General features: G+C 66.6%; 22 protein-coding genes. 12 read left to right on the top strand and 10 right to left on the bottom strand.

Annotated elements, in window-relative coordinates; all coding sequences use genetic code 11:
- Positions 1 to 4: 4 nt before the first annotated feature.
- A complete protein-coding gene (locus MRBLMD1_RS09775) occupies positions 5 to 628 on the bottom strand; it encodes a TetR/AcrR family transcriptional regulator (protein WP_159633419.1) in 624 nt (207 codons plus the stop codon).
- Between the two features lie 100 nt (positions 629 to 728).
- Between MRBLMD1_RS09775 and MRBLMD1_RS09770 the strand changes: the two genes are divergently transcribed.
- A complete protein-coding gene (locus MRBLMD1_RS09770; RefSeq protein ID WP_364399098.1) occupies positions 729 to 1,049 on the top strand; it encodes a hypothetical protein in 321 nt (106 codons plus the stop codon).
- Positions 1,050 to 1,165: 116 nt separating this feature from the next.
- On the opposite strand, the gene MRBLMD1_RS09765 is transcribed toward MRBLMD1_RS09770, so the two are convergent.
- Positions 1,166 to 2,560 (bottom strand): MFS transporter, encoded by a 1,395-nt coding sequence (locus MRBLMD1_RS09765; protein WP_224024772.1) that lies wholly within the window; start codon positions 2,558 to 2,560, stop codon positions 1,166 to 1,168.
- Between the two features lie 239 nt (positions 2,561 to 2,799).
- Here MRBLMD1_RS09765 and MRBLMD1_RS09760 point away from each other — a divergent pair, with 239 nt between their 5' ends.
- The 3 genes from MRBLMD1_RS09760 to MRBLMD1_RS09750 are packed head-to-tail and all read left to right on the top strand — an operon-like array spanning position 2,800 to position 5,922.
- Positions 2,800 to 3,471, top strand: coding sequence for a response regulator transcription factor (locus tag MRBLMD1_RS09760; RefSeq protein ID WP_364399095.1), 672 nt, complete (start codon positions 2,800 to 2,802; stop codon positions 3,469 to 3,471).
- Positions 3,468 to 4,919 carry a sensor histidine kinase gene (locus MRBLMD1_RS09755; RefSeq protein ID WP_159633431.1) on the top strand — a complete coding sequence of 484 codons (1,452 nt, stop codon included), beginning with the start codon at positions 3,468 to 3,470 and terminating at the stop codon, positions 4,917 to 4,919. Before MRBLMD1_RS09760 ends, MRBLMD1_RS09755 begins: the two co-directional genes overlap by 4 nt.
- Entirely contained in the window at positions 4,906 to 5,922 is a 1,017-nt protein-coding gene (locus MRBLMD1_RS09750; RefSeq protein ID WP_364399093.1) for a TAXI family TRAP transporter solute-binding subunit, read from the top strand. The genes MRBLMD1_RS09755 and MRBLMD1_RS09750 overlap by 14 nt, the downstream gene beginning before the upstream one ends.
- A gap of 267 nt (positions 5,923 to 6,189) precedes the next feature.
- Here MRBLMD1_RS09750 and MRBLMD1_RS09745 read toward each other — a convergent pair whose 3' ends face one another.
- Positions 6,190 to 7,701 (bottom strand): helix-turn-helix transcriptional regulator, encoded by a 1,512-nt coding sequence (locus MRBLMD1_RS09745; protein WP_159635840.1) that lies wholly within the window; start codon positions 7,699 to 7,701, stop codon positions 6,190 to 6,192.
- Between the two features lie 149 nt (positions 7,702 to 7,850).
- Between MRBLMD1_RS09745 and aceA the strand changes: the two genes are divergently transcribed.
- Both aceA and aceB read left to right on the top strand, forming a co-directional pair.
- Positions 7,851 to 9,167, top strand: a complete 1,317-nt coding sequence (gene aceA / locus MRBLMD1_RS09740) for an isocitrate lyase (protein WP_141158209.1) — start codon at positions 7,851 to 7,853, stop codon at positions 9,165 to 9,167.
- A 255-nt stretch (positions 9,168 to 9,422) separates the two neighbouring features.
- The gene (gene aceB / locus MRBLMD1_RS09735) at positions 9,423 to 11,075 is read left to right on the top strand and encodes a malate synthase A (RefSeq protein ID WP_364399090.1); all 1,653 of its coding nucleotides are present in this window, start codon (positions 9,423 to 9,425) and stop codon (positions 11,073 to 11,075) included.
- Positions 11,076 to 11,300: 225 nt separating this feature from the next.
- Here the strand turns inward: aceB and MRBLMD1_RS09730 are convergent, their stop codons facing one another.
- The gene (locus tag MRBLMD1_RS09730; RefSeq protein WP_364399089.1) at positions 11,301 to 12,494 is read right to left on the bottom strand and encodes a CynX/NimT family MFS transporter; all 1,194 of its coding nucleotides are present in this window, start codon (positions 12,492 to 12,494) and stop codon (positions 11,301 to 11,303) included.
- 142 nt (positions 12,495 to 12,636) lie between these two features.
- Here MRBLMD1_RS09730 and MRBLMD1_RS09725 point away from each other — a divergent pair, with 142 nt between their 5' ends.
- Both MRBLMD1_RS09725 and MRBLMD1_RS09720 read left to right on the top strand, forming a co-directional pair.
- Positions 12,637 to 13,596 (top strand): D-2-hydroxyacid dehydrogenase family protein, encoded by a 960-nt coding sequence (locus tag MRBLMD1_RS09725; protein WP_364399087.1) that lies wholly within the window; start codon positions 12,637 to 12,639, stop codon positions 13,594 to 13,596.
- Between the two features lie 22 nt (positions 13,597 to 13,618).
- Positions 13,619 to 14,152, top strand: a complete 534-nt coding sequence (locus tag MRBLMD1_RS09720; protein WP_364399085.1) for a GNAT family N-acetyltransferase — start codon at positions 13,619 to 13,621, stop codon at positions 14,150 to 14,152.
- A gap of 5 nt (positions 14,153 to 14,157) precedes the next feature.
- Here MRBLMD1_RS09720 and MRBLMD1_RS09715 read toward each other — a convergent pair whose 3' ends face one another.
- Entirely contained in the window at positions 14,158 to 16,338 is a 2,181-nt protein-coding gene (locus MRBLMD1_RS09715; protein ID WP_159633449.1) for a glycogen debranching N-terminal domain-containing protein, read from the bottom strand.
- Positions 16,339 to 16,398: 60 nt separating this feature from the next.
- Positions 16,399 to 17,460, bottom strand: coding sequence for a glycosyltransferase family 4 protein (locus tag MRBLMD1_RS09710; RefSeq protein ID WP_159633452.1), 1,062 nt, complete (start codon positions 17,458 to 17,460; stop codon positions 16,399 to 16,401).
- Between the two features lie 214 nt (positions 17,461 to 17,674).
- Here MRBLMD1_RS09710 and MRBLMD1_RS09705 point away from each other — a divergent pair, with 214 nt between their 5' ends.
- Complete coding sequence (locus tag MRBLMD1_RS09705) at positions 17,675 to 18,373, top strand: DsbA family oxidoreductase (protein ID WP_159633455.1); 699 nt, start codon at positions 17,675 to 17,677, stop codon at positions 18,371 to 18,373.
- A 35-nt stretch (positions 18,374 to 18,408) separates the two neighbouring features.
- Positions 18,409 to 19,059, top strand: a complete 651-nt coding sequence (locus MRBLMD1_RS09700) for a TetR/AcrR family transcriptional regulator (protein ID WP_364399082.1) — start codon at positions 18,409 to 18,411, stop codon at positions 19,057 to 19,059.
- A gap of 9 nt (positions 19,060 to 19,068) precedes the next feature.
- Here MRBLMD1_RS09700 and MRBLMD1_RS09695 read toward each other — a convergent pair whose 3' ends face one another.
- Positions 19,069 to 19,743, bottom strand: coding sequence for a LytR C-terminal domain-containing protein (locus MRBLMD1_RS09695; protein ID WP_159633461.1), 675 nt, complete (start codon positions 19,741 to 19,743; stop codon positions 19,069 to 19,071).
- Positions 19,736 to 20,035, bottom strand: a complete 300-nt coding sequence (locus tag MRBLMD1_RS09690) for a type II toxin-antitoxin system VapB family antitoxin (RefSeq protein ID WP_026264985.1) — start codon at positions 20,033 to 20,035, stop codon at positions 19,736 to 19,738. Before MRBLMD1_RS09690 ends, MRBLMD1_RS09695 begins: the two co-directional genes overlap by 8 nt.
- Before the next feature lie 148 nt (positions 20,036 to 20,183).
- On the opposite strand from MRBLMD1_RS09690, the gene MRBLMD1_RS09685 reads away from it, so the two are divergent.
- Positions 20,184 to 21,113: a hypothetical protein gene (locus MRBLMD1_RS09685; protein ID WP_224024757.1), complete on the top strand. Its 930-nt coding sequence runs from the start codon at positions 20,184 to 20,186 to the stop codon at positions 21,111 to 21,113.
- 76 nt (positions 21,114 to 21,189) lie between these two features.
- Positions 21,190 to 22,827, top strand: coding sequence for a stealth family protein (locus MRBLMD1_RS09680; protein WP_364399079.1), 1,638 nt, complete (start codon positions 21,190 to 21,192; stop codon positions 22,825 to 22,827).
- 85 nt (positions 22,828 to 22,912) lie between these two features.
- Here MRBLMD1_RS09680 and MRBLMD1_RS09675 read toward each other — a convergent pair whose 3' ends face one another.
- Both MRBLMD1_RS09675 and MRBLMD1_RS09670 read right to left on the bottom strand, forming a co-directional pair.
- Positions 22,913 to 23,842 carry a phosphodiesterase gene (locus MRBLMD1_RS09675; protein WP_364399077.1) on the bottom strand — a complete coding sequence of 310 codons (930 nt, stop codon included), beginning with the start codon at positions 23,840 to 23,842 and terminating at the stop codon, positions 22,913 to 22,915.
- Positions 23,843 to 24,001: 159 nt separating this feature from the next.
- Positions 24,002 to 24,514, bottom strand: a complete 513-nt coding sequence (locus MRBLMD1_RS09670) for a glutathione peroxidase (protein ID WP_224024752.1) — start codon at positions 24,512 to 24,514, stop codon at positions 24,002 to 24,004.
- Between the last annotated feature and the right edge of the window lie 40 nt (positions 24,515 to 24,554).

Here is a 24,554-nt window from a genome sequence, read left to right as displayed (position 1 = left end):
CCTTCTAGCCGGCCTGGTCCAGGGCAGCTCCGGGGGCGGCCCGCACCTCGGCGGCGAGGGCTTCAGCGAGCAGGGTTGCGGTCCGCACGATGAACGCCCGACGACGGGTGGTCCGGTCAGCACTGCTGCCCGCCAGGAGCGTGTCGATCTGGGGCAGGACCGGCCAGCCGTCGCACAGGGTGATGACGGTGATCAGCAGGTCCGCGGCGTCGGTCCTGTCGATTCCGGGCAGGACGTCCAGGACCTGTCCCACCTTGATGGCGCAGTGGTCGGACCGGGTGGCGCGGCTGACAGTTTCCCCGCCCCGCTCCAGGCCTTCCCAGAACAGGAGCCTGGGCAGGACGCCGTCGGTGGTGTGCCGGTCGAAGAGGCGGCCGGCGTATTCGCCGAACGCCTCCGGTCCGCTGCCGGTGATGGGCACCTCGGTCATTACCCGGACCATTTCGGCGGCCAGGACGGCGTCGAACAGCTCATCCTTCTTGCCGAAGTACTGGTAGATGCGCTCCTTGTTCACGCCCGCGGCGGCTGCAATGCGATCCACCCGCGCCCCCGCGAGCCCCTTGGCGCTGAACTCCTCCGTGGCAGCGGCCAGCAGCAGTTCCCTGGTCCGCGCTGTGTTCCATGCCATGACATAAGTCTACGCAATTCCAACCAGGTAGTTGCAATTGCACCCGTCCGCGTTTAGTGTCTTTGCAAGCATTAAGCAACTAATCAGTTGGAGTTTTTCCATGGACACGGTTCCACAGCCCGCAGCCCCCTCCGTTGCCCAGCCGGCAACCCTTTCCGCTCCCCAGCCCGTGCTGCCCGCAGTCCCACCGGTGCCGGGGGTTCCGGCGGCTCCGCCGTCCATCCATGTCCGCGCGGCCATCACCTGGCTGGCAATTTTTCCGCTGGTTGCCATCGGCATGATGGCGGCCGCACCTCTCATGGAAACCTGGCACCCCGTCTTCCGGGCCATGGTGGTGGTTCCTACCGCGGTGTATGTGGTGCTGCCCCGCCTGTTCGCCGCGCATGGGTTCCTGATGCGCCGACGGATGACGCGCCGCTAAAGGGGCTCCGCGTCCCATACCTCCCTTTGCACATGCAAAAGGAGGCGTACGACGGCGGCCTGGCAGCCGCCGTCGTACGCCTCCTTGGGCGATGCGTCCGTTGGGACGCCTGAATGCTAGACGCCGAGCGCGTCCTTGTCCTTGCCGCCACCCTGCGGCGCCTGCTCCCAGGCGTGGCCCTGTTCGTCGTCCAGGTGCGTGGCCTTCTTGTTCTTCAGGGCGAAGATGTAGACCACCAGCGAGATGGCGATGGCGATGGTCACGTAGGTAAAGAACAGGTCCTCCCGCTCCGCCTTCTGGAAGGCCGCGCCGATCAGCGGCACGGTCCCGCCGAAGAGCGAGTTGGCGATTGCGTAGCCCAGGCCAACGCCGAGCGCGCGGATGGAGGCGGGGAACAGTTCAGCCTTTACCAGGGCGTTGATCGAGGTGTAGCCGCCGACAATCACCAGGCCACCCATCATGAGCAGGAACGCGGTGAACGGGTCCTTGGTGCCGGCCAGGGTGGAGAGCAGCGGCCAGGTGAAGAGCACGCCGGTGATGCCGAACCAGAGCAGCAGCGGCTTGCGGCCCACCTTGTCCGAGATGATGCCGTAGACGGGCTGGAGCAGCATGAAGATGAACAGCGCCCAGAAGTTGATCACGGAGGTGTCGGTCTTGGCGATGCCCGAGGTATCGTTCATGAACTTCAGGATGAAGTTGGTGTAGGTGTAGAACGCCACGGTCCCGCCAAGGGTGATGCCGATGCAGACCAGCAGCGGCTTCCAGTAGCTCGTGAACAGCAGCTTCATGGTGCCCGGCTGGGCCTGTCCGGCAACCGCGGGAGTCTTGGCGGCCTCGAGCTGCTCGGCGGAAACCGTCTCCTCCATGGAGCGGCGGAGCCACAGCACCACCAGGGCGGCCACGCCGCCGATGGCGAACGGGATGCGCCAGCCCCACTCCCCCAGGTCGCCCTTGGGCATGACGTTCTGCAGGATCACCAGGACCAGCAGGGCCAGCATCTGGCCGCCGATCAGGGTGACGTACTGGAAGCTGGAGAAGAAGCCGCGGCGCTTGCTGGTGGCTGCCTCGGACATGTAGGTGGCGCTGGTTCCGTACTCGCCGCCCACGGAGAAGCCCTGAATCACGCGGACGAGCACCAGCAGGATCATGGCCCACAGTCCGATGACGTCCTGGGTGGGCAGCACGGCGATGGCGAAGGAACCCGCCGACATCAGCGTGACGCTGAGGGTCAGGGCAGCCTTGCGGCCCTTGCGGTCCGCGTACCGGCCAAAGAACCAGGCACCGATGGGCCGCATGAGGAACGACGTCGAGAAGACGGCCATCGCTTCGAGGCCCGCCTGCAGCTCATCCTTGGAGTTGAAGAAGTGGGCCTGGAAGTAGGCGGCAAAGACGGTATAGACGTAGAGGTCGTACCATTCCACAAGGTTGCCGGCGGAACCCTTCAGGATGTTGCCCACGGCCCGCCGGGTCTGGGCGGCCTCCGTCAGGGGCGCGGTTTGTTGGGTGCTCATCGGTGAGTTCCTCCTTGTGGTGACGTGCGTCCTCCAACGCCGGAGGGCCTCATCCACGGTATGGGTGATCCACCGCACAGCCAACGTGGCGGGGCATTTCCTAACACTTCCTTAGGTTTTGCCTGCGTGTCCCGTCTCGGCCGGGCCGGCCTCCGTCGGGCATATCCTGGCGCCACGCGGTAATCTCACGTGGCGGGGATGAACCGGACACTACAGGAAACGCAGCAAGGAAGATGGCCATGGACGTGCTGATCGTCGAGGACGACGACAGCATGGCCGGCGCCCTCACCGCCGCCGTCGAAAGCGCCGGACACCACCCGCAGCGGCTGGCGCGGGGCGCTGATGCGCTGCTGTCCCACCGGAACTTCCAGGTGATCCTCCTGGACCTCGGCCTGCCGGACATGGACGGGCTGGAGGTGCTGCGCAAACTGCGCCAGGTCACCGATGTCCCCATCCTGATCCTGACCGCACGGGACGACGAACGCAGCGTGGTGCTCGGGCTGCGTTCCGGCGCGGACGACTACCTGGTCAAGCCGGTCAAGCTGGTGGAACTGCTCGCCAGGATCGAAGCGGTGACGCGGCGGGCGGGCCGTGGCGGCGGCACCCCGCAGGAGCACGTCATCGTGCTGGATGACGTGGCGATCGACCTGAACCGCCGCACCGCTTCCAAAGCAGGTTCGCCGCTCGCCCTGACCGCCACGGAGTTCGAGCTCCTCGCGCTGCTGGCACGCCACGCCGGCTCGGTGGTGACCCGGGAACAAATCCTTGACGCGCTGTGGGGCGACGCCTTCCTGGCTTCCTCCCGGTCCCTGGACGTCCACCTCACCGGGCTGCGGGCAAAACTGCAAAAACCCGGCTTCATCATCAACGTCCGTGGGGTGGGGTACCGGGTGGAGGCGGCTTCCGGATGAGGCTGCGGGTGCTGGGCGTCCTCAGCGTGCTCTGCCTGGTGGTGGTCTTCCTGATCTCGGGCACCATCCTCACGTCCGCGTCCCGCGAGCTGACCCAGGAGCTGCAGATCAACCGGGCGGCGTCCCTGAACCGTCTGGCGCAGGTGGCGTTCGATGCCTCCGCCGACGGGGACACGGCGCGGCTGCAGCGGGAGATGGACACGTACTCCGGGCTGTACGGGGAAGGGATCGTGGTGCGTGTGCAGCAGGCCACCCTTCATTCCGGGGACCTTGATACCGGCCGGTCCGACGTGCAGGACGCGCTGTCCCTGGCCCGGCTGAACGTCAGCAACACCGCCCTGGAACCACTGGAACCTTTCGGTTCCGGCTCCCGGGTGATCTTCCGGCCCTTCGGCAGCGCCAGCCAGGTCCTGGGCGCCGTGGTGCTGGACGTGGACGCCGGCACCGCGCAGCAGAAGCTCCGGGAACGGTGGCTCGCGGTGGGGGTGGCGGCGCTTGCCCTTGCCGCCGTGCTCCTGCTGGGTGCGGCCCGGGTCACCGTATGGGTCCTCCGGCCCGTCCAGCGGCTCAACTCGGCGGTGCACGAACTGGAAAATACCGGCCGGGCGGGACGCCTTCCGGAGGACGGGCCGCCGGAGCTGCGGGAACTGAGCCGGTCCTTCACCGTGATGGCCCGGACCGTGAGCGCCAGCATGGCAGCGCAGCGGCAGCTGATCGCGGACACGTCACACCAGCTGCGCAACCCCGTGGGGGCCCTCCGGCTTCGGCTGGACCTGCTGCAGCTGGAACTGAAGACGGCCCGTGAACACGACGCCGCCGAGCGCGCCATGGCGGAGCTGGACCGGGTGGAGGAGATCCTGGACGGCGTCCTCAAACTCGCCGCCGCGGAGCACCGGGCCTCCGAGGGGTACCTCCGGGCTGCCGGCCGCCTGGAAGGCTTCCCTGCACCGGATCCCGTGGACCCTTTCCCGGTCCTCCAGGGGGAGATTGAGCGGGCGGCACCGCTGGCAGAACAGGCAGGCTGCAGGCTGGTCCTTGCTCCGGCGCCGCAGCCCCCGGCACTGGTTTCCTGCCACCCGGCGGAGCTGGCCCAGATGGCGGCCGAGCTCCTCAACAACGCCCTCAAGTACGCCCCCGGTGCCACCGTGACGGCCACGGTCCGGATGGAGGGCGGCGCGGTGGTGGTGGAGATTTCCGACGACGGTCCAGGGCTTCCTGCCCCGGAGCGCGCCGCGGCTGCCACCAGATTCTGGCGGTCCCCGCAGCATTCGTCGGTTCCCGGGACCGGGCTGGGCATGACGATCGTGGGCCAGCTTGCCGCGGCCAACGGTGGCCGCCTGGTGCTGGCCGAAGCGGCCCCGCATGGGCTCGCGGCCCGGATCGAGTTTCCCGCTCCGGCGTCTGATCAGCTGCTTCCGGGCAGCAGGAGTGGTGATGCCAATGCGTGAAGCGCTTGCCCCGGGCCGCCATGTCTCCCTGCCGACGCGACGGTCCGCGCTCAGGTGGGCCTTCGCCGTCGGACTCGCAGCCTGCCTGCCGCATGCCCTCAGTGCGTGCACCGGAGGCGACCGGCCGGAGAACCTGGTGGTGGCCGGCGGCGAACCCGGCGGCTTCTACCTCGAGTTCTCGACGCTGCTGGCCGCGGCGCTTGAACGCCACGGCGTAGCGGGCCATGCCCGGGCCGTGGCCACCGGCGGAAGCCTGGACAACATCGCGGAACTGCGGGCAGGCCGGGCGGACTTTGCTGTGGCCCTGGCCGATGCCGCCAGCCAGGCGGGCGGAGACGGAGCGGAGATCGCCGCCATCGGGAAGGTTTACGAAAACTACGTCCACTGCGTGGTGCGGAAGGACAGCGGGATCCGGGACATTTCCGGGCTGGCGGGGCGGCGGGTCGCCGTGGGCCAGCCGGGGTCGGGCACCTCTCTTACCACTCCCCGGCTGCTGGAAGCAGCGGGCCTGGGCACCTCCGCGGATGCCGCGCCGCCCTCCGCCGGAACTGCCGCCGTCGAACATCTTGGCCTGAATGACGGCATCGCGGCGCTGAAGGCGGGGACCGTGGATGCCCTGTTCTGGTCCGGCGGCGTGCCCACTGCGGCCATCGCCAGCGCGCAGCAGGACGTGGCGCTCGGACTGCTGGATTTGTCCGCGCTGCTGCCGGAACTGCGGCGGAGGTACGGCGGAATGTACGACCGGGTCCTGATACCGGAAGGCAGCTATCCCGGCATACCGGCGGTGTGGACGGTGGGTGCTCCCAATCTGCTGCTCTGCCGCAGGGACCTGGACGCCGCCACCGTGGAGCGCACCGTCCAGCTGCTGGTGCACAACGCCGGCGAACTCATCCCCCAGTCCACCTTGGGCGTGCAGTTCCTCAGCGCGGAGAGCCTCATCAACACCGCCGGGATTCCGCTGCACCCCGCCGCCGCTGAGGCCTACCGGACCCTGCACGGCTGACCCAACGCCCCATCACTTTCGGCACTTAATCCAGCAACGCGCCATCACTTTTGGCGGCGTACACCCAAACGCCCCATCACCTTTGGCGGCTTATTCCCAAACGCCCGATCACTTTCGTCAGGAAAGTGATGGGGCGTCGGGAGGAAACCGGCGGGAGGTGATGGGGCGTCGGGAGGAAACCGGCGGGAGGTGATGGGGCGTCGGGAGGAAACCGGCGGGAGGTGATGGGGCGTCGGGAGGAAACCGGCGGGATGTGATGGGGCGTTCCTATGAGCCGGAGTGGGCCTGCAGGAAGCTGTACACCTCGGTCTCATCCACGCCGGGGAAAGCTCCGGGCGGCATCGCGGCCAGCAGGTGCGAGTGCGCACGCGCGGACGGCCAGGCGTTCCCGGCCCACTGGTTGGTCAGTTCGGCAGGCGGCCGCTTGCAGCAGTTGGGATCCGGGCAGTTGGACCTGGCCCGTGCGCTGGTTTCCCGCCCGCGGAACCACTTCACGTGCTGGTACGGCACGCCAATGCTGAGCGAGAATTCGCCGCTGGCGGACCGCTCGGTGCGGGCGGTGCACCAGTACGTGCCCGACGGCGTATCGGTGTACTGGCTGTAGGCACTGAACTTGTCCGGCACATCGAACACGGCACGGGAGGTCCAGGCCTTGCACGACGGCTGGCCCTCAATGGCTCCGGTGTGGTCCTGCGGGAAGTTCACGCCGTCGTTCTCGTACGCCTTGTAGATGATGCCGCTCTGGTGCGTCTTCTGGAAATGCGTGGTGATGCCCAGGTGCTTGGTGGCCAGGTTGGTAAAGCGGTGCGCCGCGGTCTCGTAGGAGACGGCGAACGCGTCGCGGATGTCCTCCACAGCGATTTCCTTGGCCGCTTTGGCTTTTTGCAGAAATTCGACGGTTGCCTGCTCGGGCAGGAGCAGGGCGGCGGCGAAATAGTTGGTGGCCACCCGCTGCGCCAGGAAGTCACCGTAGTTCTTGGGCGTTTCATGGCCCAGGACGTAGTGGCCCAGGGCCTGCAGCAGCACCGAGCGGGGGTCGTGGTCCTGCCGCTGGCTCTGCGTCAGGTAAATTTTGCGGTTCTTCAAATCCGTCACGGAACGGGTGGAATGCGGCAGATCCCCCACGTGGTGCAGGGTGAATCCGAGGTGCTCGGCGATGTCCGCGATGACGTGCTGGCTCAGCGGGCCGGTGGTGTAACCCACCTCCTTGAGGACCTTCTGCGCCTCGGCCTCGTACTCCGGGAAGTAGTTCCCGCGTTCCCGCATCATGGCCCGCAGTTCGCCGTTGGCGCGCCGGGCTTCCTCCGGGGTGGCCACCTGCTCGTTCATCTTCCGTTCCAGCTCGTGCAGCAGCCCCACCTGGGCTTCCAGCACATCCAGTGGAAGCCGCGAGCTGATGCGGATTTTGGGCAGGTTCAGCGATTCGTACAGCGGCCCGCGCTGGTAGCGTTCCAGCTCGATTTCGAGGGCGGCGCGGCGGCTGGGCGGCTCGGCCCCGAGCAGCTGGTCGATGCTGACGTTCAGGGCGCCGGCGAGGTGCTGCAGCAGCGTCAGTTTGGGCTCGCGTTTGCCGTTTTCAATCAGGCTGAGCTGGCTGGGGGCGGTGCCGACGGCGGCGCTCAGGTCATCGAGCGTGAGCCCGGCTTGTTTGCGGAGATGGCGGACGCGGCGGCCCAGCGCGATGACGTCCAGTTCCGCTGCGGCGGCTGACGGCGGCTGGGAAACGTCCCTGTTCCAGCTTGAAGGTGACATTTCTGAAGAATACGTGAAGAAGTGCATTTCTTTCCAGACTTTTTGTCTAGAAAGGGGGTTGAAAGTGCTGAAAAGTAGTTGTCACGGAAAGAAACACCGCACCGGATAAGCCGGTGGGAACCTCAACGACGCGGTTCCCACCTACTCCATCCGGAGCTCAATCAAGGAGATCAACGATGACTGCAGCATTTGAGCCCACCCAGCAGACGCCCGAAGAGCAGGCCGCCGCCCTGGAGCTCGAGTGGGCCGCCAACCCCCGCTGGGAAGGTGTGACCCGTGACTACTCAGCCTCCGACGTCGTCCGCCTCCGCGGCCGCGTCACCGAAGAGCAGACCCTGGCCCGCCGCGGCTCCGAAAAGCTGTGGAAGCAGCTCACCGAGGAGCACAAGACCGGCGGCTACACCAACGCCCTGGGCGCCCTCACCGGCAACCAGGCCGTCCAGCAGGTCAAGGCGGGCCTGCGCGCCATCTACCTCTCCGGCTGGCAGGTAGCTGCCGACGCCAACAACTCCGGCCACACCTACCCGGACCAGTCCCTCTACCCGGCCAACTCCGTCCCCACCGTGGTCCGCCGCATCAACAACGCCCTGCTCCGGGCAGACCAGATCGAATTTTCCGAAGGCATCCAGACCGTTGAGGACTGGCTGGTCCCGATCGTCGCCGACGCCGAGGCCGGCTTCGGCGGCCCGCTGAACGCCTACGAACTCATGAAATCCATGATCCAGGCCGGTGCAGCAGGTGTTCACTGGGAGGACCAGCTCGCCTCGGAGAAGAAGTGCGGCCACCTCGGCGGCAAGGTGCTGATCCCCACCCAGCAGCACGTCCGCACGCTGAACGCCGCCCGCCTGGCAGCCGACGTCGCCGGCACCCCCACAGTCGTCATCGCCCGCACCGACGCCGAGGCCGCCACCCTGATCACCTCCGACGTCGACGAGCGCGACCAGGAATTCATCACCGGCGAGCGCACCGCCGAGGGCTTCTACAAGGTCCGCAACGGCATCGAACCCTGCATCGCCCGAGCCAAGGCCTACGCCCCCTACTCCGACCTCATCTGGATGGAAACCGGCACCCCGGACCTGGAGCTTGCCCGCAAGTTCGCCGAGTCCGTCAAGGCCGAGTTCCCGGACCAGATGCTCTCCTACAACTGCTCGCCGTCGTTCAACTGGCGCAAGCACCTGGACGACGCCACCATCGCCAAGTTCCAGCGTGAACTCGGCGCCATGGGCTTCACCTTCCAGTTCATCACCCTGGCCGGCTTCCACGCCCTGAACTACTCGATGTTCGACCTCGCCCACGGCTACGCCCGTGAAGGCATGAGCGCCTACGTCGAACTGCAGGAAAAGGAATTCGCCTCCGAGTCCCGCGGCTACACCGCAACCAAGCACCAGCGCGAAGTCGGCACCGGCTACTTCGACACCATCTCCACGGCGCTCAACCCGAACGCGTCGACCCTCGCATTGGTCGGATCGACCGAAGAGGGCCAGTTCCACTAATCCCCAGCCGCCCAAGGTGAGCCGTTCGCTTCGCTCACCGAAGAGGCACGACGGCGGCACTCGCCCAAGCGTGACCGTCGCGGGCCGGGAGGGGGAATCCGGAAGCGTGCGTAAAGGGGCCCTGTCCCCGGCGTCGACCGAGCTTTGCGAGGTCTTACGCCCGGGATGGGGATAGCACGCGGAGGATTTCCCCTCCCGGCCCCACCCAGGCAAGTCCCGCCGTCGACCTTCCCTTTCGTCTTTAAGGAGACTGAAATGAACAGCTTCACCGACAGCTTCACGATCAATGGCATCACCCTGACCGCACAGCCTATTTGCCGGCAGGACGAAGTACTCACCCCGGACGCACTGACGTTCATCGCGAAGCTGCACCGGGCAACTGCCGAGCGGCGGCAGGAGCTGCTCCAGGCCCGGCGCACACGGCGGGCTGACATCGCCGCCGGGGCGGACCCGCGGTTCCTGCGGGAAACCGAGCACATCCGCAATGATGCGTCCTGGCGGGTCGCTCCCCCGGCACCCGGGCTGGAGGACCGCCGGGTCGAAATCACGGGCCCGGTGGACAAGAAGATGACCATCAACGCCCTGAATTCGGGTGCCAAGGTGTGGCTGGCTGACATGGAGGACTCCTCCACCCCCACGTGGCGGAACGTCATCAAGGGCCAGCTGAACCTCACCGACGCCCTGGAGCGCCGGATCGACTTCACGTCCGAAGAAGGCAAGGAATACAAACTCCGCCCGGCCGGCGAGCTGCCCACCATCGTGGTCCGGCCCCGCGGCTGGCACCTGCCGGAAAAGCACATGCTCATCGACGGCCAGCCCATCGCCGGCGGCATCGTGGACTTCGGACTGTTCTTCTTCCACAACGCCCGCCGCCTGCTGGCCCAGGGCAAGGGACCGTACTTCTACCTGCCCAAGATCGAGAACCACCTCGAAGCCCGGCTGTGGAACGACATCTTCATCCTGGCCCAGGACCTGCTCGGGATCCCGCAGGGCACCATCCGCGCCACAGTGCTGATCGAGACCATCACCGCAGCGTTCGAAATGGAGGAGATCCTCTACGAACTGCGCGACCACGCCGCGGGCCTGAACGCCGGCCGCTGGGACTACATCTTCTCCCTGATCAAGAACTTCCGCACCCGCGGCCCCCGCTTCGTCCTGCCGGACCGCGGCCAGGTCACCATGACCCAGCCCTTCATGCGCGCCTACACCGAACAGCTGGTCCGCGCCTGCCACAAGCGCGGCGCCATGGCCATCGGCGGCATGGCAGCAGCCGTCCCCAACCGCAAGGACCCCGAAGCCAACGCCAACGCTTTGGAGAAGGTCCGCGCGGACAAGACCCGCGAGGCCAACGACGGCTTCGACGGCTCCTGGGTGGCCCACCCCGACCTGGTGCCCGTGTGCCGCGAAGTGTTCGACGGCGTCCTCGGCAGCAAGCCCAATCAGCTGGACCGGCTCCGCGAGGACGTCACCCCGGACGACCGCGCCCTGATCGACGTTGCCGCCACCACCGGCACCATCACCGAACAGGGCATCCGGAACAACATCGAGGTAGGCATCCGCTACATCGAATCCTGGCTCCGCGGCAACGGCGCAGTGGCCATCCACAACCTCATGGAGGACGCCGCCACAGCCGAGATCTCCCGGTCCCAGCTCTGGCAGTGGATCTACGCCCGGGCCATCACGGACCACGGCGAGATCATCAGCCACGAGTGGGTGGAAGAACTGCTGGACGAGGAATTCGCCCAGCTGGAACGCTTCGACGGCGACCGGTTCGAGGACGCCCGCGACATCTTCGAGGAAGTCACCCTCAGCCGTGAGTTCCCGTCCTTCCTCACCCTGCCGGCCTACGCCCGCTACCTGACCGAGGCCCGTGAAAAGGCCACCGTCGAGGAGCTCACCGCGGCCTGACCCACCAGTACTTCCGTCTGCCGGGCCGGCTCGCCCTTCGCAACAGGCCCCCCGAAATCCGGGGCGCCGGTCCGGCAACGGAGCACCACCCACAACGCCCGATCACTTTCCCCAGGAAAGTGATCGGGCGTTGTCGTATTCGTTGCTATAAGTGATCGGGCGTCGTTGTGTTTACTGCGCTAAGTGAGCGGGCGTACAGGGGAACGTACGACGGCGGGCCGCGCCTCAGCGGCCCTTCGGCACCTGCCGCACGGACAGGGTGGTGCTGACGAAGAAGGTCAGCACCGACACCAGGATGACCAGCAGGGCCGGCGTCCATGATGCGGAGCTGTCGTGGACGAATCCCACCAGCGGCGGGGCGACGGCGGCGAGGCAGTAGCCCAGGCCTTGGACCGTGGCGGACATCCGCCCCGCGGAGGCCTGGTCGCGGGCCAGCTTGATGACGGCGATGAAGATCAGGGTGATGCCGCCGCCCTGGGCAATCCCGCCGGAGGTGGACCACAGCCACCACAGCTGCGGCAGGAAAAGCAGCCCCACCGGAACGGCAAGCCACAACGTACCCAGGGTGACCGCCACCGCCGTCGTACTCAGATATTTGGCCGCGAAAGGCACACCGAGTCCGCCCACGATGGCCAGGATCTGGAAGATCGAGGACGCGGCGCCGGCCTGGGCTGCGTTCATTCCCAGTTCGTCGTGCAGGTAGCTCGGCAGCCACGCCGTGACGCCGTAATAGGAGAACGCCTGGCCGCCGAAGCCGGCCGTGAGTCCGGCAGTAATCCAGCCGGAACGGGTTGCCGGGGCACGGGGCGTATCCCCGCCGTCTTCGGCCTCGGCCAGGAAAGCCGTCCGGGGCCCCACTGCCAGCACCCACACCACCACCGCGGCGACGGCCAGGACGGCGACAGCGGCCAGGGCCAGCCGCCACCCCGTCACTGCGGCGAGCGGGGCCATGATGACCGAGGTCAGGAAGGACCCGATGTTCAGGGCTGCGGTGTAGATCCCCATCGCAGTCCCCTGCCGTCGGGGAGCGAAATCGCGGCGGATGATCAGTGGCACCGCGATGTTGCCTATGGTGATGGCCACCCCGATGACCACCGTGCCGGCCACCACCAGGACCGGTCCTCCCGCAGACCGGAGCAGCACGCCGGCCAGGACCCCCAGAATGGTCAGCGTCACGGCGAACTCGGCACCAAACCTCCGCGCAGCCAGGGACGCCAGCGGAGCCGCGAGCGAGAAGCAGAGCACGGGGATGCTGGTCAGCAGCCCCAGCATGACCGGCGAAAAGTGCAGTTCCGCCTGCATGAGGTCCACCAGGGGCGCGACGGCAACAAAGGGGCCACGGAGGTTCAGCGCCAGCAGGCCGATGCAGGCCAGCAGGACCCAGCTTTTCGGGACGCGGGACAGGACGCGGCTGCTCACAGGGTCAAAATCGGGAATGGGCGTGGATTCATCACTCCCATTGCTATCATGCTCCGCGTTGCTGGAGTTTCAGGCACCCTCCCGGACGGCCCTGCCATACGATGAACGTGACCCAGGACGTAGGACACTGCGAAGGACACCGATGACCCACCGCCTTGCCATCCTCGATGACTACCAGGACGTGGCCCACGGCTTCGCTGACTTCACGGCTTTGGAGGCCGAAGGGGTCACGGTGACGTCCTACCGTGAACCTTTCACATCCCGCGACGCGCTGGTTTCGGCCTTGGCGGACACCACCATGGTGATCGCCATGCGGGAACGGACGGCGTTCCCCCGTGAGGTGTTCGAGAAGCTGCCGTCGCTTGAGCTGCTGGTCACCACCGGAATGGCGAACGCCGCCATCGATGTGGCGGCGGCGGCCGAGCACGGGGTGACGGTGTGCGGTACGCCCGGCTCACCCACGGCCGCGCCCGAACTGACCTGGGCCCTCCTGCTGGCCATCGCCCGGCACCTTCCCGCCGAGGAAAGCTCGCTCCGGGCCGGTACCTGGCAGTCAACGGTGGGCTTTGAGCTGGCCGGCAAGACGCTGGGCATCGTGGGGCTGGGCAAGATCGGCCGGCGGGTGGCCGCCTACGGGCAGGCTTTCGGGATGGACGTCGTGGCGTGGAGCCAGAACCTAACCGCGGAGGCAGCCAAGGAGGCCGGCGCGCGGCTGGTGTCCAAGGAGGAGCTCTTCACGGTCGCCGACGTCGCCACCCTCCATCTGAGGCTCTCCCCGCGGTCCGAGAACACTGTGGGCGAGGCCGAGCTGCGGCTGCTGGGGCCCGAGGGCATCCTGGTCAACACCGCCCGGGGGCCGCTCGTTGACCAGGAGGCCCTGGTCAGGTCATTGAACGAAGGGTGGATCCGCGGCGCCGCCCTGGACGTCTTCGACCAGGAGCCCCTGCAGGCCGGCCACCCGCTCCTGGCAGCGCCGAACACCCTGCTCTCCCCCCACCTGGGCTACGTCACGCAGGAAAGCTACCGGCAGTTCTACGGCGGTGCCCTGGAGAACATCACCGCCTGGCTTGCCGGCTCCCCCATCCGAACCCTCACGGCCTGACCTTCCCTACCGGAGCAACCGAATGACGCACACCATCCGCACCGCAGCATCGGACGACGCCGGCCCCCTCGCCGGGCTGGCGGCCGTCACCTTCCCGCTGGCCTGCCCGCCGTCGTCGTCACCTGCCGACATTGCCGCCCACCTGGCCAACACGCTCAGCGAGGAGCACTTCAAGGGCTACCTCGCCGACCCGGACATCACCATCCTGGTCATCGACGCCGACGGGCAGCTCTGCGGCTACAGCCTCCTGGTGGACAGGCCCGCAGCGGACCCGGACGTGGATTCCGTGCTGACGCTGCTGCCGTCCGTGGAAATCAGCAAATGCTATGTCCACCCGGACTATCACGGGCTGGGCGCGGCAGCAGAACTCATGCACGCGAGCCTCCAGGCGGCAGCAGCATCCGGCAGCGCCGGGGCCTGGCTGGGTGTGAACAGCCAGAACGCCCGGGCCATCCGTTTCTACGAAAAGTCCGGTTTCCACAAGGTGGGCACCAAATCATTCCGGCTGGGCAGCACCGTGGAGCACGACTTCGTCCTGGAGCGCGCCCTACCCTGAACTGTTCAGCTGCTGGACTGCTGTAGGCCCGGGACGCGCGAGTTGGCCGGGGCTCCGTTCGGCGGATAGGCCAGCGGTGGGCGGGGCTCCGTCAGGAGCTTCAGCCCCGGCGGGAGTCCGTCGATGCCGCCCTGGGTTCCCGTGGCGGTGATGGTGACCCGGCTGGTATCCAACAAAACGTTCTCTGCGCGGAATGTCCCCACGACTTCAGGCAGGATCGGGGCCAGGTGCACCACCCCCCGGGTGAAGACGGGATCGAACCGGAGCAGGATCCGGGCGAGCTGCACGGGCGCCGCCGCCGCCCACGCCTGCGGGGAGCATGCAGTGGGATACGGAACAGGGCCCGGGAACTCGCCGCGGTCGAACCCGCAGAACAGTTCCGGCAGCCGGCCATCAAAGTGCCGGGCTGCGTCGAGGATGCCCAGTGCCACCCGTCTGGCCTCGTCCACGAACCCGTAGCGCATCAGCCCGGTGGCCACCAGCGCGGTATCGTGGGGCCAGACCGAGCCGTTGTGGTAGCTGACGGGGTTGTAGGCGCCCATGTCGGAGGCCAGCGTACGGATGCCCCAGCCGGTGAACATCTGCGGGGACATCAGGTTTTCCATGACGGACACGGCTTTGTCCTCGTCCACGATGCCCGTCCACAGGCAGTGGCCGATATTAGACGTCAGCGCATCGACATGCCGTTTGTCCTTGTCCAGCGCCACCGCAAAGTACCCCTTGTCCGGCAGCCAGAACTTCCTGTTGAACTCCTCCTTGAAGGCTGCCGCCTTGTCGGCCCAGTGCTTTTCGAGGTCAGGATCCCCCGTCCAGTGGGCCAGCAGCGACCTGCCCAGGTAGGCCGCATATACGTAGGCCTGGACCTCGCAGAGTGCGATGGGGGCTTCCGCGATGGTCCCGTCCGCGAAGTTGATGCCATCCCAGGAGTCCTTCCAGCCCTGGTTCACCAGTCCATGCTCGTTGGGCCGGAGGTACTCCACGAAGCCGTCGCCGTCGCGGTCGCCGTATTTTTCGATCCATTCCAGGGCCCGGTCGGCGTGGGACAGCAGCGGCTGGATCGCATCCCGGGACAGTCCCCAGCGGCTCAGCTCGCCCAAGGTTGCCACGAAAAGCGGAGTGGCATCCGCCGTGCCGTAATACGCGGTGCCGCCAAGCGACAGGCCAGCGGTCACGCCCAGCCGGACCTCGTGCGGGATGCGTCCGGGTTCCTCTTCGGAATCCACATCCACTTTCTTCCCCTGGATCCCGGCCAGGGTCTGCAGCGTGCCCAAGGCGAGATTGGGGTTGACCATCATGCTCATGTAGGACGTCAGCAGCGAGTCCCGCCCAAACAGCGCCATGAACCAGGGCGCCCCGGCCGCGACCGCCGCGCGGTTGGGATGGTGGGCATCGAAGATTCGCAAGGCACCGAGGTCGCTCTGGCTGCGGTTGAGCACGTTCTGGAAGCTGCTGTCCTCGATGCTGATCCGCGGCACGTTCTCTTCCCAGGCCAGGTGGCGCCGCACGCCCTCACGGTGGTGCGGCAGCTGGCCCTCCATGAAGGGCTTTTCCGGGGCCTCCCCGTTGACCAGGGGCACCACAATCACGCTGGTGCTCCACTTGCCGCGGGCGGGGACGGTGACGCGGAACCGGAGCCCATCCGTGCCCACCTCCGCATCCTTGGCCCCGATGGCGGAGCCCCGCTGCTGGCCGTGCCGTGATGCTTCGATGATGAGCTTTCCATCCACCACTGTGCGGGTGGTGTCATCGGGGCCAGTAGTCCGGCCGCCCTTCACTTCGAAGAGGTCGGCCTGGTCCGCGTCCACAAGCAGCTCTATGGCGCATTCAACGGGTTCCGCTGCGTAATTCTCCAGGATGATGTCGTCCTGCAGGCCCGGTCCGATGTGCCGGACCTGCCGGACCACCAGCGGACTGTCGAACCGGCCTCCCGGCCATGTTGCGCGGCCAACGAAGGTTGCTTCGAAAGGCTGGGCCTTCTGGGCGGACAGCGGTTCGCGCCGCGAACCGTTGATCCGCAGAACCCAGCCCGAGACGATCCGGGTGTCCTGGTAGAACGCACCATTCGTGCTGCCGTCGGCGCTGATGTCGCCGGTTCCGGCCGAGATGCAAAACGAAGAGCCTTCCAGTACGGTGACGGCACCAACATCGGAGCCGGAGGCCTCATTGTCTTCGTTCCAGGCGGTCATGGAAGGACTCCCTTCTCAGGCTGGATGCTGCCGGGGAGCCCAACGCCCGCCGGTCCCCCCTTAACGATTCTGGTGCACCGGCGGGGCAACCGGAACCCCTCCCGGCAATCTCCCGGCCAGCAGGTCATCAAAGAGCCTGAGGTGCTGCGCCACCATCCGCTGGGCGCTGAACCGCTCCTCTACTGATGCCCGGCAGCGTTCCCTGCTGAGCCCGGCGGCCGCCTCAACGAAGCCCCGCAGTTCCTCGGTCTTCCCGAGGAAACCCGTCCGGCCATGTTCCACGATCTCAGGGGCGGAGCCGATGCGCGTGCCGATGACGGGGGTGCCGGTGGCCAGTGCCTCTATCATGACCAGGCCGAAAGGTTCGGACCACTGGATGGGGTTCAGGAATGCCAGCGCCTCACCCATCAGCCGGTACTTGGTGGCGTCATCCACCTCCCCCACAAAATCCTCGTTGGGGCCAAGTATCGGCTCGATGACCTCGCGGAAATAGCGGATCTCCTCGGGCTCCCGCATTTTCACGGCGATCTTCAGGTGCACGCCCGCCTGCCGCGCAATAGTGATTGCCTCCAGCAGGCCCTTGTCCTCGCACGCCCGGCCCACGAAGCACAAGTAACCACCGCGTCCGCTTCCGACAGGGACAGCGGAAACATCCATCCCGTGATGGATCACCTGCGTGACGGGGACTTCCGGGGCATGGGACGCCTGGTCGCGCGATATCGCCACGATGGCGACGTCCTGGCCCATGGCCCGGTACAGGTCCTCTGCGTCCTGGTGGAGCGGCCCGTGGATGGTGGTCACCACCGGCACCTTTGGAGGCCTATGCGCGTAGAGGGGGCCTGCCAGGGTGTGGTCATGGATGATATCCACGTCCTGGAGGCCCTTGTAGGCGCGGATGACATGGCTGAGCTCAGACATCGTGAGGCCCAGTTCATCGCGGGATGCCGGCCGCATCCCGGGTACCTGCGGCACGGGGCAGGTACTTTCCGAAGGGGCTGCCAGCAGCACTTCATGTCCGGCCGCGGCGAACCCGCGCGCCAGGGTGTCCACGACTCTTTCAATGCCGCCGTAGGTGACCGGTGGAATCGGAATCCACGGTCCTGCAATAAGTCCGATACGCATATCCGGCCTCCAGAAAACGAGGCCCGAGCTCCCCAGCCGCCAGGCACATAAATCCGCAGGACATGCTTGTCCCGCGGTGTTCGACATTTCCATGGCGTCTGCTTCACCTACCTCAGAACTATTGCCCAGGATCGCCCCGGCCACAAGGGCTGAATGTGCCCCATCTCACGGCACGCGCCGGAATGGCCGCCAGGGCGGCCCGGTTATGCAGGGCATGAAGATTGAGATCTGGTCGGATGTTGCATGCCCGTGGTGTTTCATCGGCAAGCGCCGGTTCGAGGCTGCCCTGGCAGCGTTTCCCCACCGTGAAGCCGTCGACGTGGTGTGGCGCAGCTACCAGCTGGACCCAACACTGCCGGAGCACTACGACGGCACCGAACTGGAGTACCTGAGCAGCCGCAAGGGCATGCCGGCGCCGCAGGTCTCGCAGATGTTCGAGCACGTGGCGCAGCAGGCCAAGGGTGAAGGCCTGGACTACCGGTTCGACAAGGTTGTGGTGGCCAACAGTTTCACCGCCCACCGCCTGATCCACCTCGCGGCGGCCCACGCCAGGCAGGATGCGGCCAAGGAGCGCCTGCTCAGCGACCACTTTGAGCACGGCAAGGACATTGGCAGCCGGGAATACCTCACGTCCTTGGGCGCGGACCTGGGCCTGCCGGCCAGCGAGGTGGAGGAACTCTTCACCACCGACAAGTACTCGGACGAGGTCCGGTTCGACTTCCAGGAGGCCCAGGGCCTCGGGATCAGCGGCGTCCCGTTCTTCGTGATCGACCGGAAGTTCGGATTGTCCGGCGCCCAGCCCACGGAGACGTTCACCGCTGCCCTTAACCAGGCGTGGCAGGACGCCAACCCGCTGGTCCTGGTCAATTCCTCCGAAGCTGAGGCCTGCGGCCCGGACGGCTGCGCGGTTTAGCATCTTTTACTGACACATCGCGGTAAAGTGTCTGCATGCCCAGGATTTCAGCGGCCAGCAACGCCGAACAACGCGCGGACACCCAGCGCCGCATCCTCACCGCTTTCGGCGAGCTCCTTTTCACCCATGGCCTCCCGGGGCTGACCATGACGGATGTGGCCCGGCACGCAGGTGTGGGCCGCACCGCCGTGTACAACTACTACGCGGACATCGAAGAACTGCTGATCTCCTACGCTCTGGACGAGACCGAGAAGTTCCTCTCCGACCTGCGCGAATCGCTGAACTGTTTGGAGAACCCGGTGGAGCGGCTGGCACTGTACGTCCGTGCCCAGGTGGTTGACCTCAGCCGCCGCCACCTCCCGCCGGGGCCTGCCATGGGGGCGGTGCTGTCGCCGTCGTCCTTTGCCAAGCTCTCCGACCATGTGGGCGAGCTCAGCGTCCTGCTGCAGGGCATCCTGCGTGACGGCATGGAGCAGGGCTACCTGCCGGTGGCGGACGTGGGCCAGCAGTCCCAGCTGATCCTGGGCACCTTGTCCTCAAGTGCCGCGAGGGGCAGCGACGAGCCGGCCGAACTGGAGGCGCGCGTGGCGCGGACCGTGCGCTTCATCCAGTTGGGCGCCGGTGCAAGGTTCGACGACGGCGGCCGGCCCGTGCGCGTCGGCCAGCTTCCGGCAGTGGCCGGCTGAGTCCGGCGGTCAGGGCGTCGGAGCGGCGGCGGGCATGACGGGCAGCTTGTCCGTGTCCGCAGTGCGCCGGTTCTCCCTCGGGCAGCTGAGCTTTCCCGGTGTCTGGTCCACCAGTTCCGGCGGGACCAGCGCTTTGTAATCCTGGGCCAGGATGACGTCCACGCTGGCGTCTGTCCTGCCGTCCTGGAAGTAATCCGATCCGGGCACATGGCGCTGCACCGTGAACGCCGCCGCCTGGCCGGCGGCGCCTGACACCACGGCAGCCACGCCCCGGTAGCCGGCGTTGATGTTCGACACGTTGCCCACCACGAACTTGCGTGCCAGCAGTTCATCCGCCACGGAGCGGGCAAGGCCGGGCCGGCTGGTGGAGTTGTAGACGTTGAGGTTGATCTTGTCGGTGGGCGTGTAGTCGAACGTTGGGGCCGGGCAGGATGACACGGGGGTCGGGGCCGGCTCGGCCGACGGCAGCTTCAGCCGGCCGTTGATGATGGCCAGGGCAACGATGATGCCTGCGGCGATCACTCCGATGAGCAGAACCAGCACCACGCCGTGCAGCACGCGGCGGCGGACCCGGACGGTTTCGTCGGCGTCCCTTGCCGCTTCCATGGCGGCGCGCAGCTCAGGTCCGGAAACGACGTGGTGGCCATGCAGGATGCCGGGATCCTTTGGCCGCTTGCTAGCCATCGAGCACCAGGACCCGGGCGTGGATCGCGGTGCGCTGGTGCAGGGCGGTCCGCACTGCGCGGTGGAGTCCGTCCTCCAGGTAGAGGGTCCCTTGGTACTGCACCACGTGCGGGAACAGGTCACCGAAAAATGTGGAGTCTTCCGCCAGCAACGCTTCCAGGTCCAGGGTGCGCTTGGTGGTCACCAGTTCGTCGAGCCGCACCGGCCGCGGCGGCAGCGATGCCCACTGCTTGGGAGTGCTGTAACCATGGTCGGGGTAAGGGCGGCCCTCGCCCACAGCTTTGAATATCACCATGCCACAGTAGGCACCGCGGTGCCCCAGCGAAAGTAGCAGGGCTGGCCCGCGCCAGGTTGTAGCCAAACAGTGACCATACCGCCACACGGCCTGCTCCGCGGGCGCCCGCACGGGACGGCGGCGGTCCTGCTGACAGAATGGACGTATGACAGTATCCGAGTCCCCTGCCGTGTCCGCACCCGGAATCCGCCTGCCGTCCGCACCGCCGCTGGCGCTCCTGCTGGACGTGGACGGGCCGGTGGCCAGCCCGGTGACACGGGACGTCAAGCCCGCCATCATCCTGGACCTGGTGGCCCTCGCAGCAGCCGGGATTCCTGTCATCTTCAACACCGGCCGTTCCGACGCCTTTATCCGCGAGCAGGTCATGGAACCGATGATCGCGGCCGGCATTCCGGCGGGAACCGTCATCCACGCCATCTGCGAAAAGGGGGCGGTCTGGTTCAGCTATACGTCGGCCGGCCCCGGCCCCATCCACGTGGACCGGGAACTCGCCGTCCCCGCAGCGTACGGGGATGACATCCGCCGGCTGGTGGCGGAGGACTATGCCGCCCACATGTTTTTTGACGAAACCAAGCGCGCCATGGTGTCAGTGGAGCAGCACATCGACGTGCCCAGCGCTGACTACCTGGCGGAGCAGAAGCTGTTCGACGCCGAGGCGATGGAACTCATGGCACGCCACGGGCTGGGCGTTGTCCGGCTTGACCACCACGTGCCGAATTCCGACGACGAGGTGGACTACCGCGTGGATCCCACCATTATTTCCACGGACATTGAGTCCGTGCGGCTGGGGAAGGACCTGGGCGCCAGCCGTGCGGTGGAGCTCCTCGCGGCGCAGGGCATCACCCCGCAGGCGTGGCGGACCGTGGGCGATTCCCGCACCGATTACGCCATGGCGGACTGGCTGCACCACAACGACCATCCCGTGAAGCACGTGGACGTGCGGCCGGCGGACGGTGTGCCCAGCAAGCCCTACCCCGTGCTGACGGCAGCGGACCTGGGGCTGGAGTCCACGGTGATCCACGACGACGCCGGCGGCGCCTTCCTGCGGGCCTGGCGGGAGGCGCTGGACGCCTGAGTCCCTGCCGGGCGGGGGATGCCCCGCGCGGCCGCAAAAGCGCCGCGAAACCTTCCGTTACCAAGGCAGGACTATCATGCAGGTAAGAATGCCCACTTCCACCAGCACGGAGACAACCATTACAGAAGCACCGGTCCAGGACGAGGTCTACTACGGCGCCCAGGCGTCAGTGGAAGAACAATTTCACGCCGAGATCACATCGGCGGCGGCAGAACGGCGGCTGGGCCACCGGGCCGACGTCGTCCGGCACAAGGGCCGCTATGCCCTGATCAATGACACCAGGACCCCCTACCAGGCCATGGTGGAAGACCTGCTGTTCCTGCGGAACGTCCTGGCGAACGCCGGCCTGTCGTACCTCCTGGTCCGCGGCAACAATGACCGCCCCGTGCTGGCCCTGGACTGGAAGGATCGGAAGAAACTCCGGGCTGCCCTGGTGGAGGCGTGCCGGGACGAGCCCTTCTACTCCATGACCGTGGACGCGAAGAAGAAGACGTCCGTCCTGGTGGCGGACGGCGAGCTGTCCCCCAACCGGCAGGGACGCATCTTCCGGCTGTACCGGCCGCGGGTGGAGCCGGTGGGCGGTTTCGAGTTCGGCGCCTCTGCCGGCGTCCAGATTGAGCTGTGGTCCTTCGAGGGAGAACAGCTCATACTTCCGATCGAGAACTCCCTGACCCGCAGGACGCTGCTGCGCCAGGATGCGGTCCGGGGCACCGTGGAGCGCTACGGTCACACGTGGCCCACCATCGAGAACATGTTTGCGGACCACGCCAGCGACATCAGCTTCGACATCGACATCGTGTTCTCCTGGGTGGACGGCAGCTCCCCCGAATACATCGCGGCCCGCCGCGCCCAGCAAAAGGGACATGTCCTGGGCGAAGGCGACGACCATGAGGCCCGGTTCCGGCAAATCAACGAACTCAAGTACGCACTGCGGTCCGTGTACATGTTTGCGCCCTGGATCCGCCGGATCTTCATCGCCACGGACTCCCCCGCTCCTTCCTGGCTGGCGGAGCACCCTTCCGTCACCATCGTACGGAGCGAGGAGTTCTTCTCCGATCCCTCGGTGCTGCCCACCCACAATTCACAGGCGGTGGAGTGCCAGCTGCAGCACATCGAGGGGCTGTCCGAGCACTTCCTCTACTCCAACGACGACATGTTCTTTGGCCGGCCGGTGGGCCCGGACATGTTCTTCACGCCCGGCGGCATCACCAAGTTCATCGAGGCGGAAACCAGGATTGGGCTGGGCGAGAACGATGCCGAGCGCAGCGGGTTCGAAAACGCCGCCCGGGTGAACCGCAAGCTCCTGTGGAACCGGTTCGGCCGGATCACCACCCGCCACCTGGAGCACACTGCCGCGCCCCTGCGGCGGAGCGTGGTGGGCCAGATGGAGGAGGAGTTCCCGGAGGAGTTCCGCAAGACGGCGGCCAGCCGGTTCCGTGCAGCGGACAACATCTCCGTGACCAATTCCTTCTACCACTACTACGCCCTGCTGACCGGCCGTGCCGTGACGCAGACTGCGGCGAAGGTGCGCTACGTGGACACCACCATGCGCTCGGGCCTGAAGTACCTGCCCAAGCTGCTGGCCAAGCGGAACATGGATTTCTTCTGCCTGAACGACGGCAGCTTCCCTGAGGTCAGCGCGGACGAGCGCGCCGAAGTGGTGACGGACTTCCTGGAAAGGTACTTCCCCATCAAGGCACCCTGGGAGAAGTAGGCTGGCCGCCCATTGACCCTTCACTTCCAAAGCACTGGGGCAGGCTCCGTCAGGGAGCCTGCCCCAGTGCTCTGTGGAGCCGGTATTACCGGCTGGTAGGCACCCCGAGTTTGGTGCTGCCGCGCTGCTTGGTGGTTTCCGGGATCCTAATCCCGGCGGCCTCCAGCCGCCGGGCCGTCTCCTCGGGAGACACATACTCGCCAACGGTGGGGGCACTGCCCATCGGCACCACGGAGTGCACGATGGTGTGTTCATACACGTGCACCAGGTTGAACGCCTGGCCGCCGTCCTGCCCGCGGGTTCCGCCCACAGGTACATTAAGGTCCTGGGTGTAGCAGGAAGCCGACGCCACCGAGACGGGAACGCCGGCGAAGCTCGCGGTGGTGGAGTAGTGCAGGTGTCCGGCCAGGATGGTGCGGACATCCGAATTACGCACTACTGCGGCCAGGGACGCCTGATCGCGCAGTTCCACCAGCACCGAGAGGTCCAGCACTGACGGGACCGGCGGGTGGTGGAGGGCCAGGATGGTGCCGTCCGGGGCAGGGGTTTCCAGGTGGCGGGCCAGCCACTCCAGCTGCGACGGACTCAGTTCGCCGTGGTGGAATCCCGGGACGGTGGTGTCCAGAGTGATGACCCGCAGCCCGTTGATGAAGTAGCTGTGGTCAACCGGCGCGTCACTGCCGGGCTGGTCAAGGAGTCCCCTGCGGAAGTTGGCCCGGTCGTCATGGTTTCCCATGGCCCAGATGACCTGGGCGCCCATCTCCTTGCAGGCCGGCTCGACGATGGCCCGAAGCTTCACGTACGCCTCGGCATCGCCCTTGTCGGCAAGGTCGCCCGTGAAGATCACGGCCTCCGGCCTGGCCCCGGACGCTTTGACTTCATCGAAGAGCTGGATAAGCCTGGCTTCGCTGTCGACGGTTCCGTAGAGGGGGTCTGGACCTCCCAACAGGTGGGGATCGCTCAGGTGGAGTAGGAAGTGGCGTGGCCGGGGGTGTTCGGCCTCGATGTGCTCCATTGCTACCTCTATGGTCGGTGGGAAGCCGTTCTTCCCTTGTACCCTTCAGTAATATTTATCCAATCAGACATTTGGCAAACATGGGGTAAATCTCCGCCGCTGATGTGGAAAAAGTTACAAGAACTGCGCTTTTGCAGGGCAAATTCGGCGGGCCGCCCTTTATTCGAGCGCATGCTCGATGGCCTCGATGATCTCTGCAGAGTCGGGCTCGACCGTGGGGGCGAACCTCGCCACCACGTCCCCCTCCCGGTTGACCAGGAACTTCTCGAAATTCCACTTCACCAGCCCCGGCAATAGCCCGGTCTTGAACTTGGTGAGCTCCGAATAGAGCAGGTGCTGGTTCCTGCCGCGGACCTCTGCCTTGGCCGTCAACGTGAACGTGACACCGAAATTCCGTTCGCAGAAGTCAGCAATGTCGCTGTCCGTCCCCGGCTCCTGCCCTGCGAACTGGTTGCACGGAACGCCCAGGACCTCGAACCCCCTGTCGCGGAACTTGCCGTAGAGGGCCTCCAGGCCTGCGTACTGCCGCGTGAAGCCGCAGTTGGAGGCCACGTTGACCACCAACACCACTTTTCCCTTGAACTGGCCGAAATATGTCCTGGTGCCATCGTTCAGGATCAGCGGGATCGGATAGAGGGGTCGGTGGCTGCGTGTCAGAGGAGAGATGTTCATGGAAGGGATTCGGTGCCGGCGGGGCGCCGTACGGGTCCGG

Origin of the sequence: Pseudarthrobacter sp. LMD1-1-1.1 (assembly GCF_040676255.1) — a bacterium.
Lineage (GTDB): Bacteria > Actinomycetota > Actinomycetes > Actinomycetales > Micrococcaceae > Arthrobacter.
This window is presented reverse-complemented; position numbering and strand designations above follow the sequence as displayed.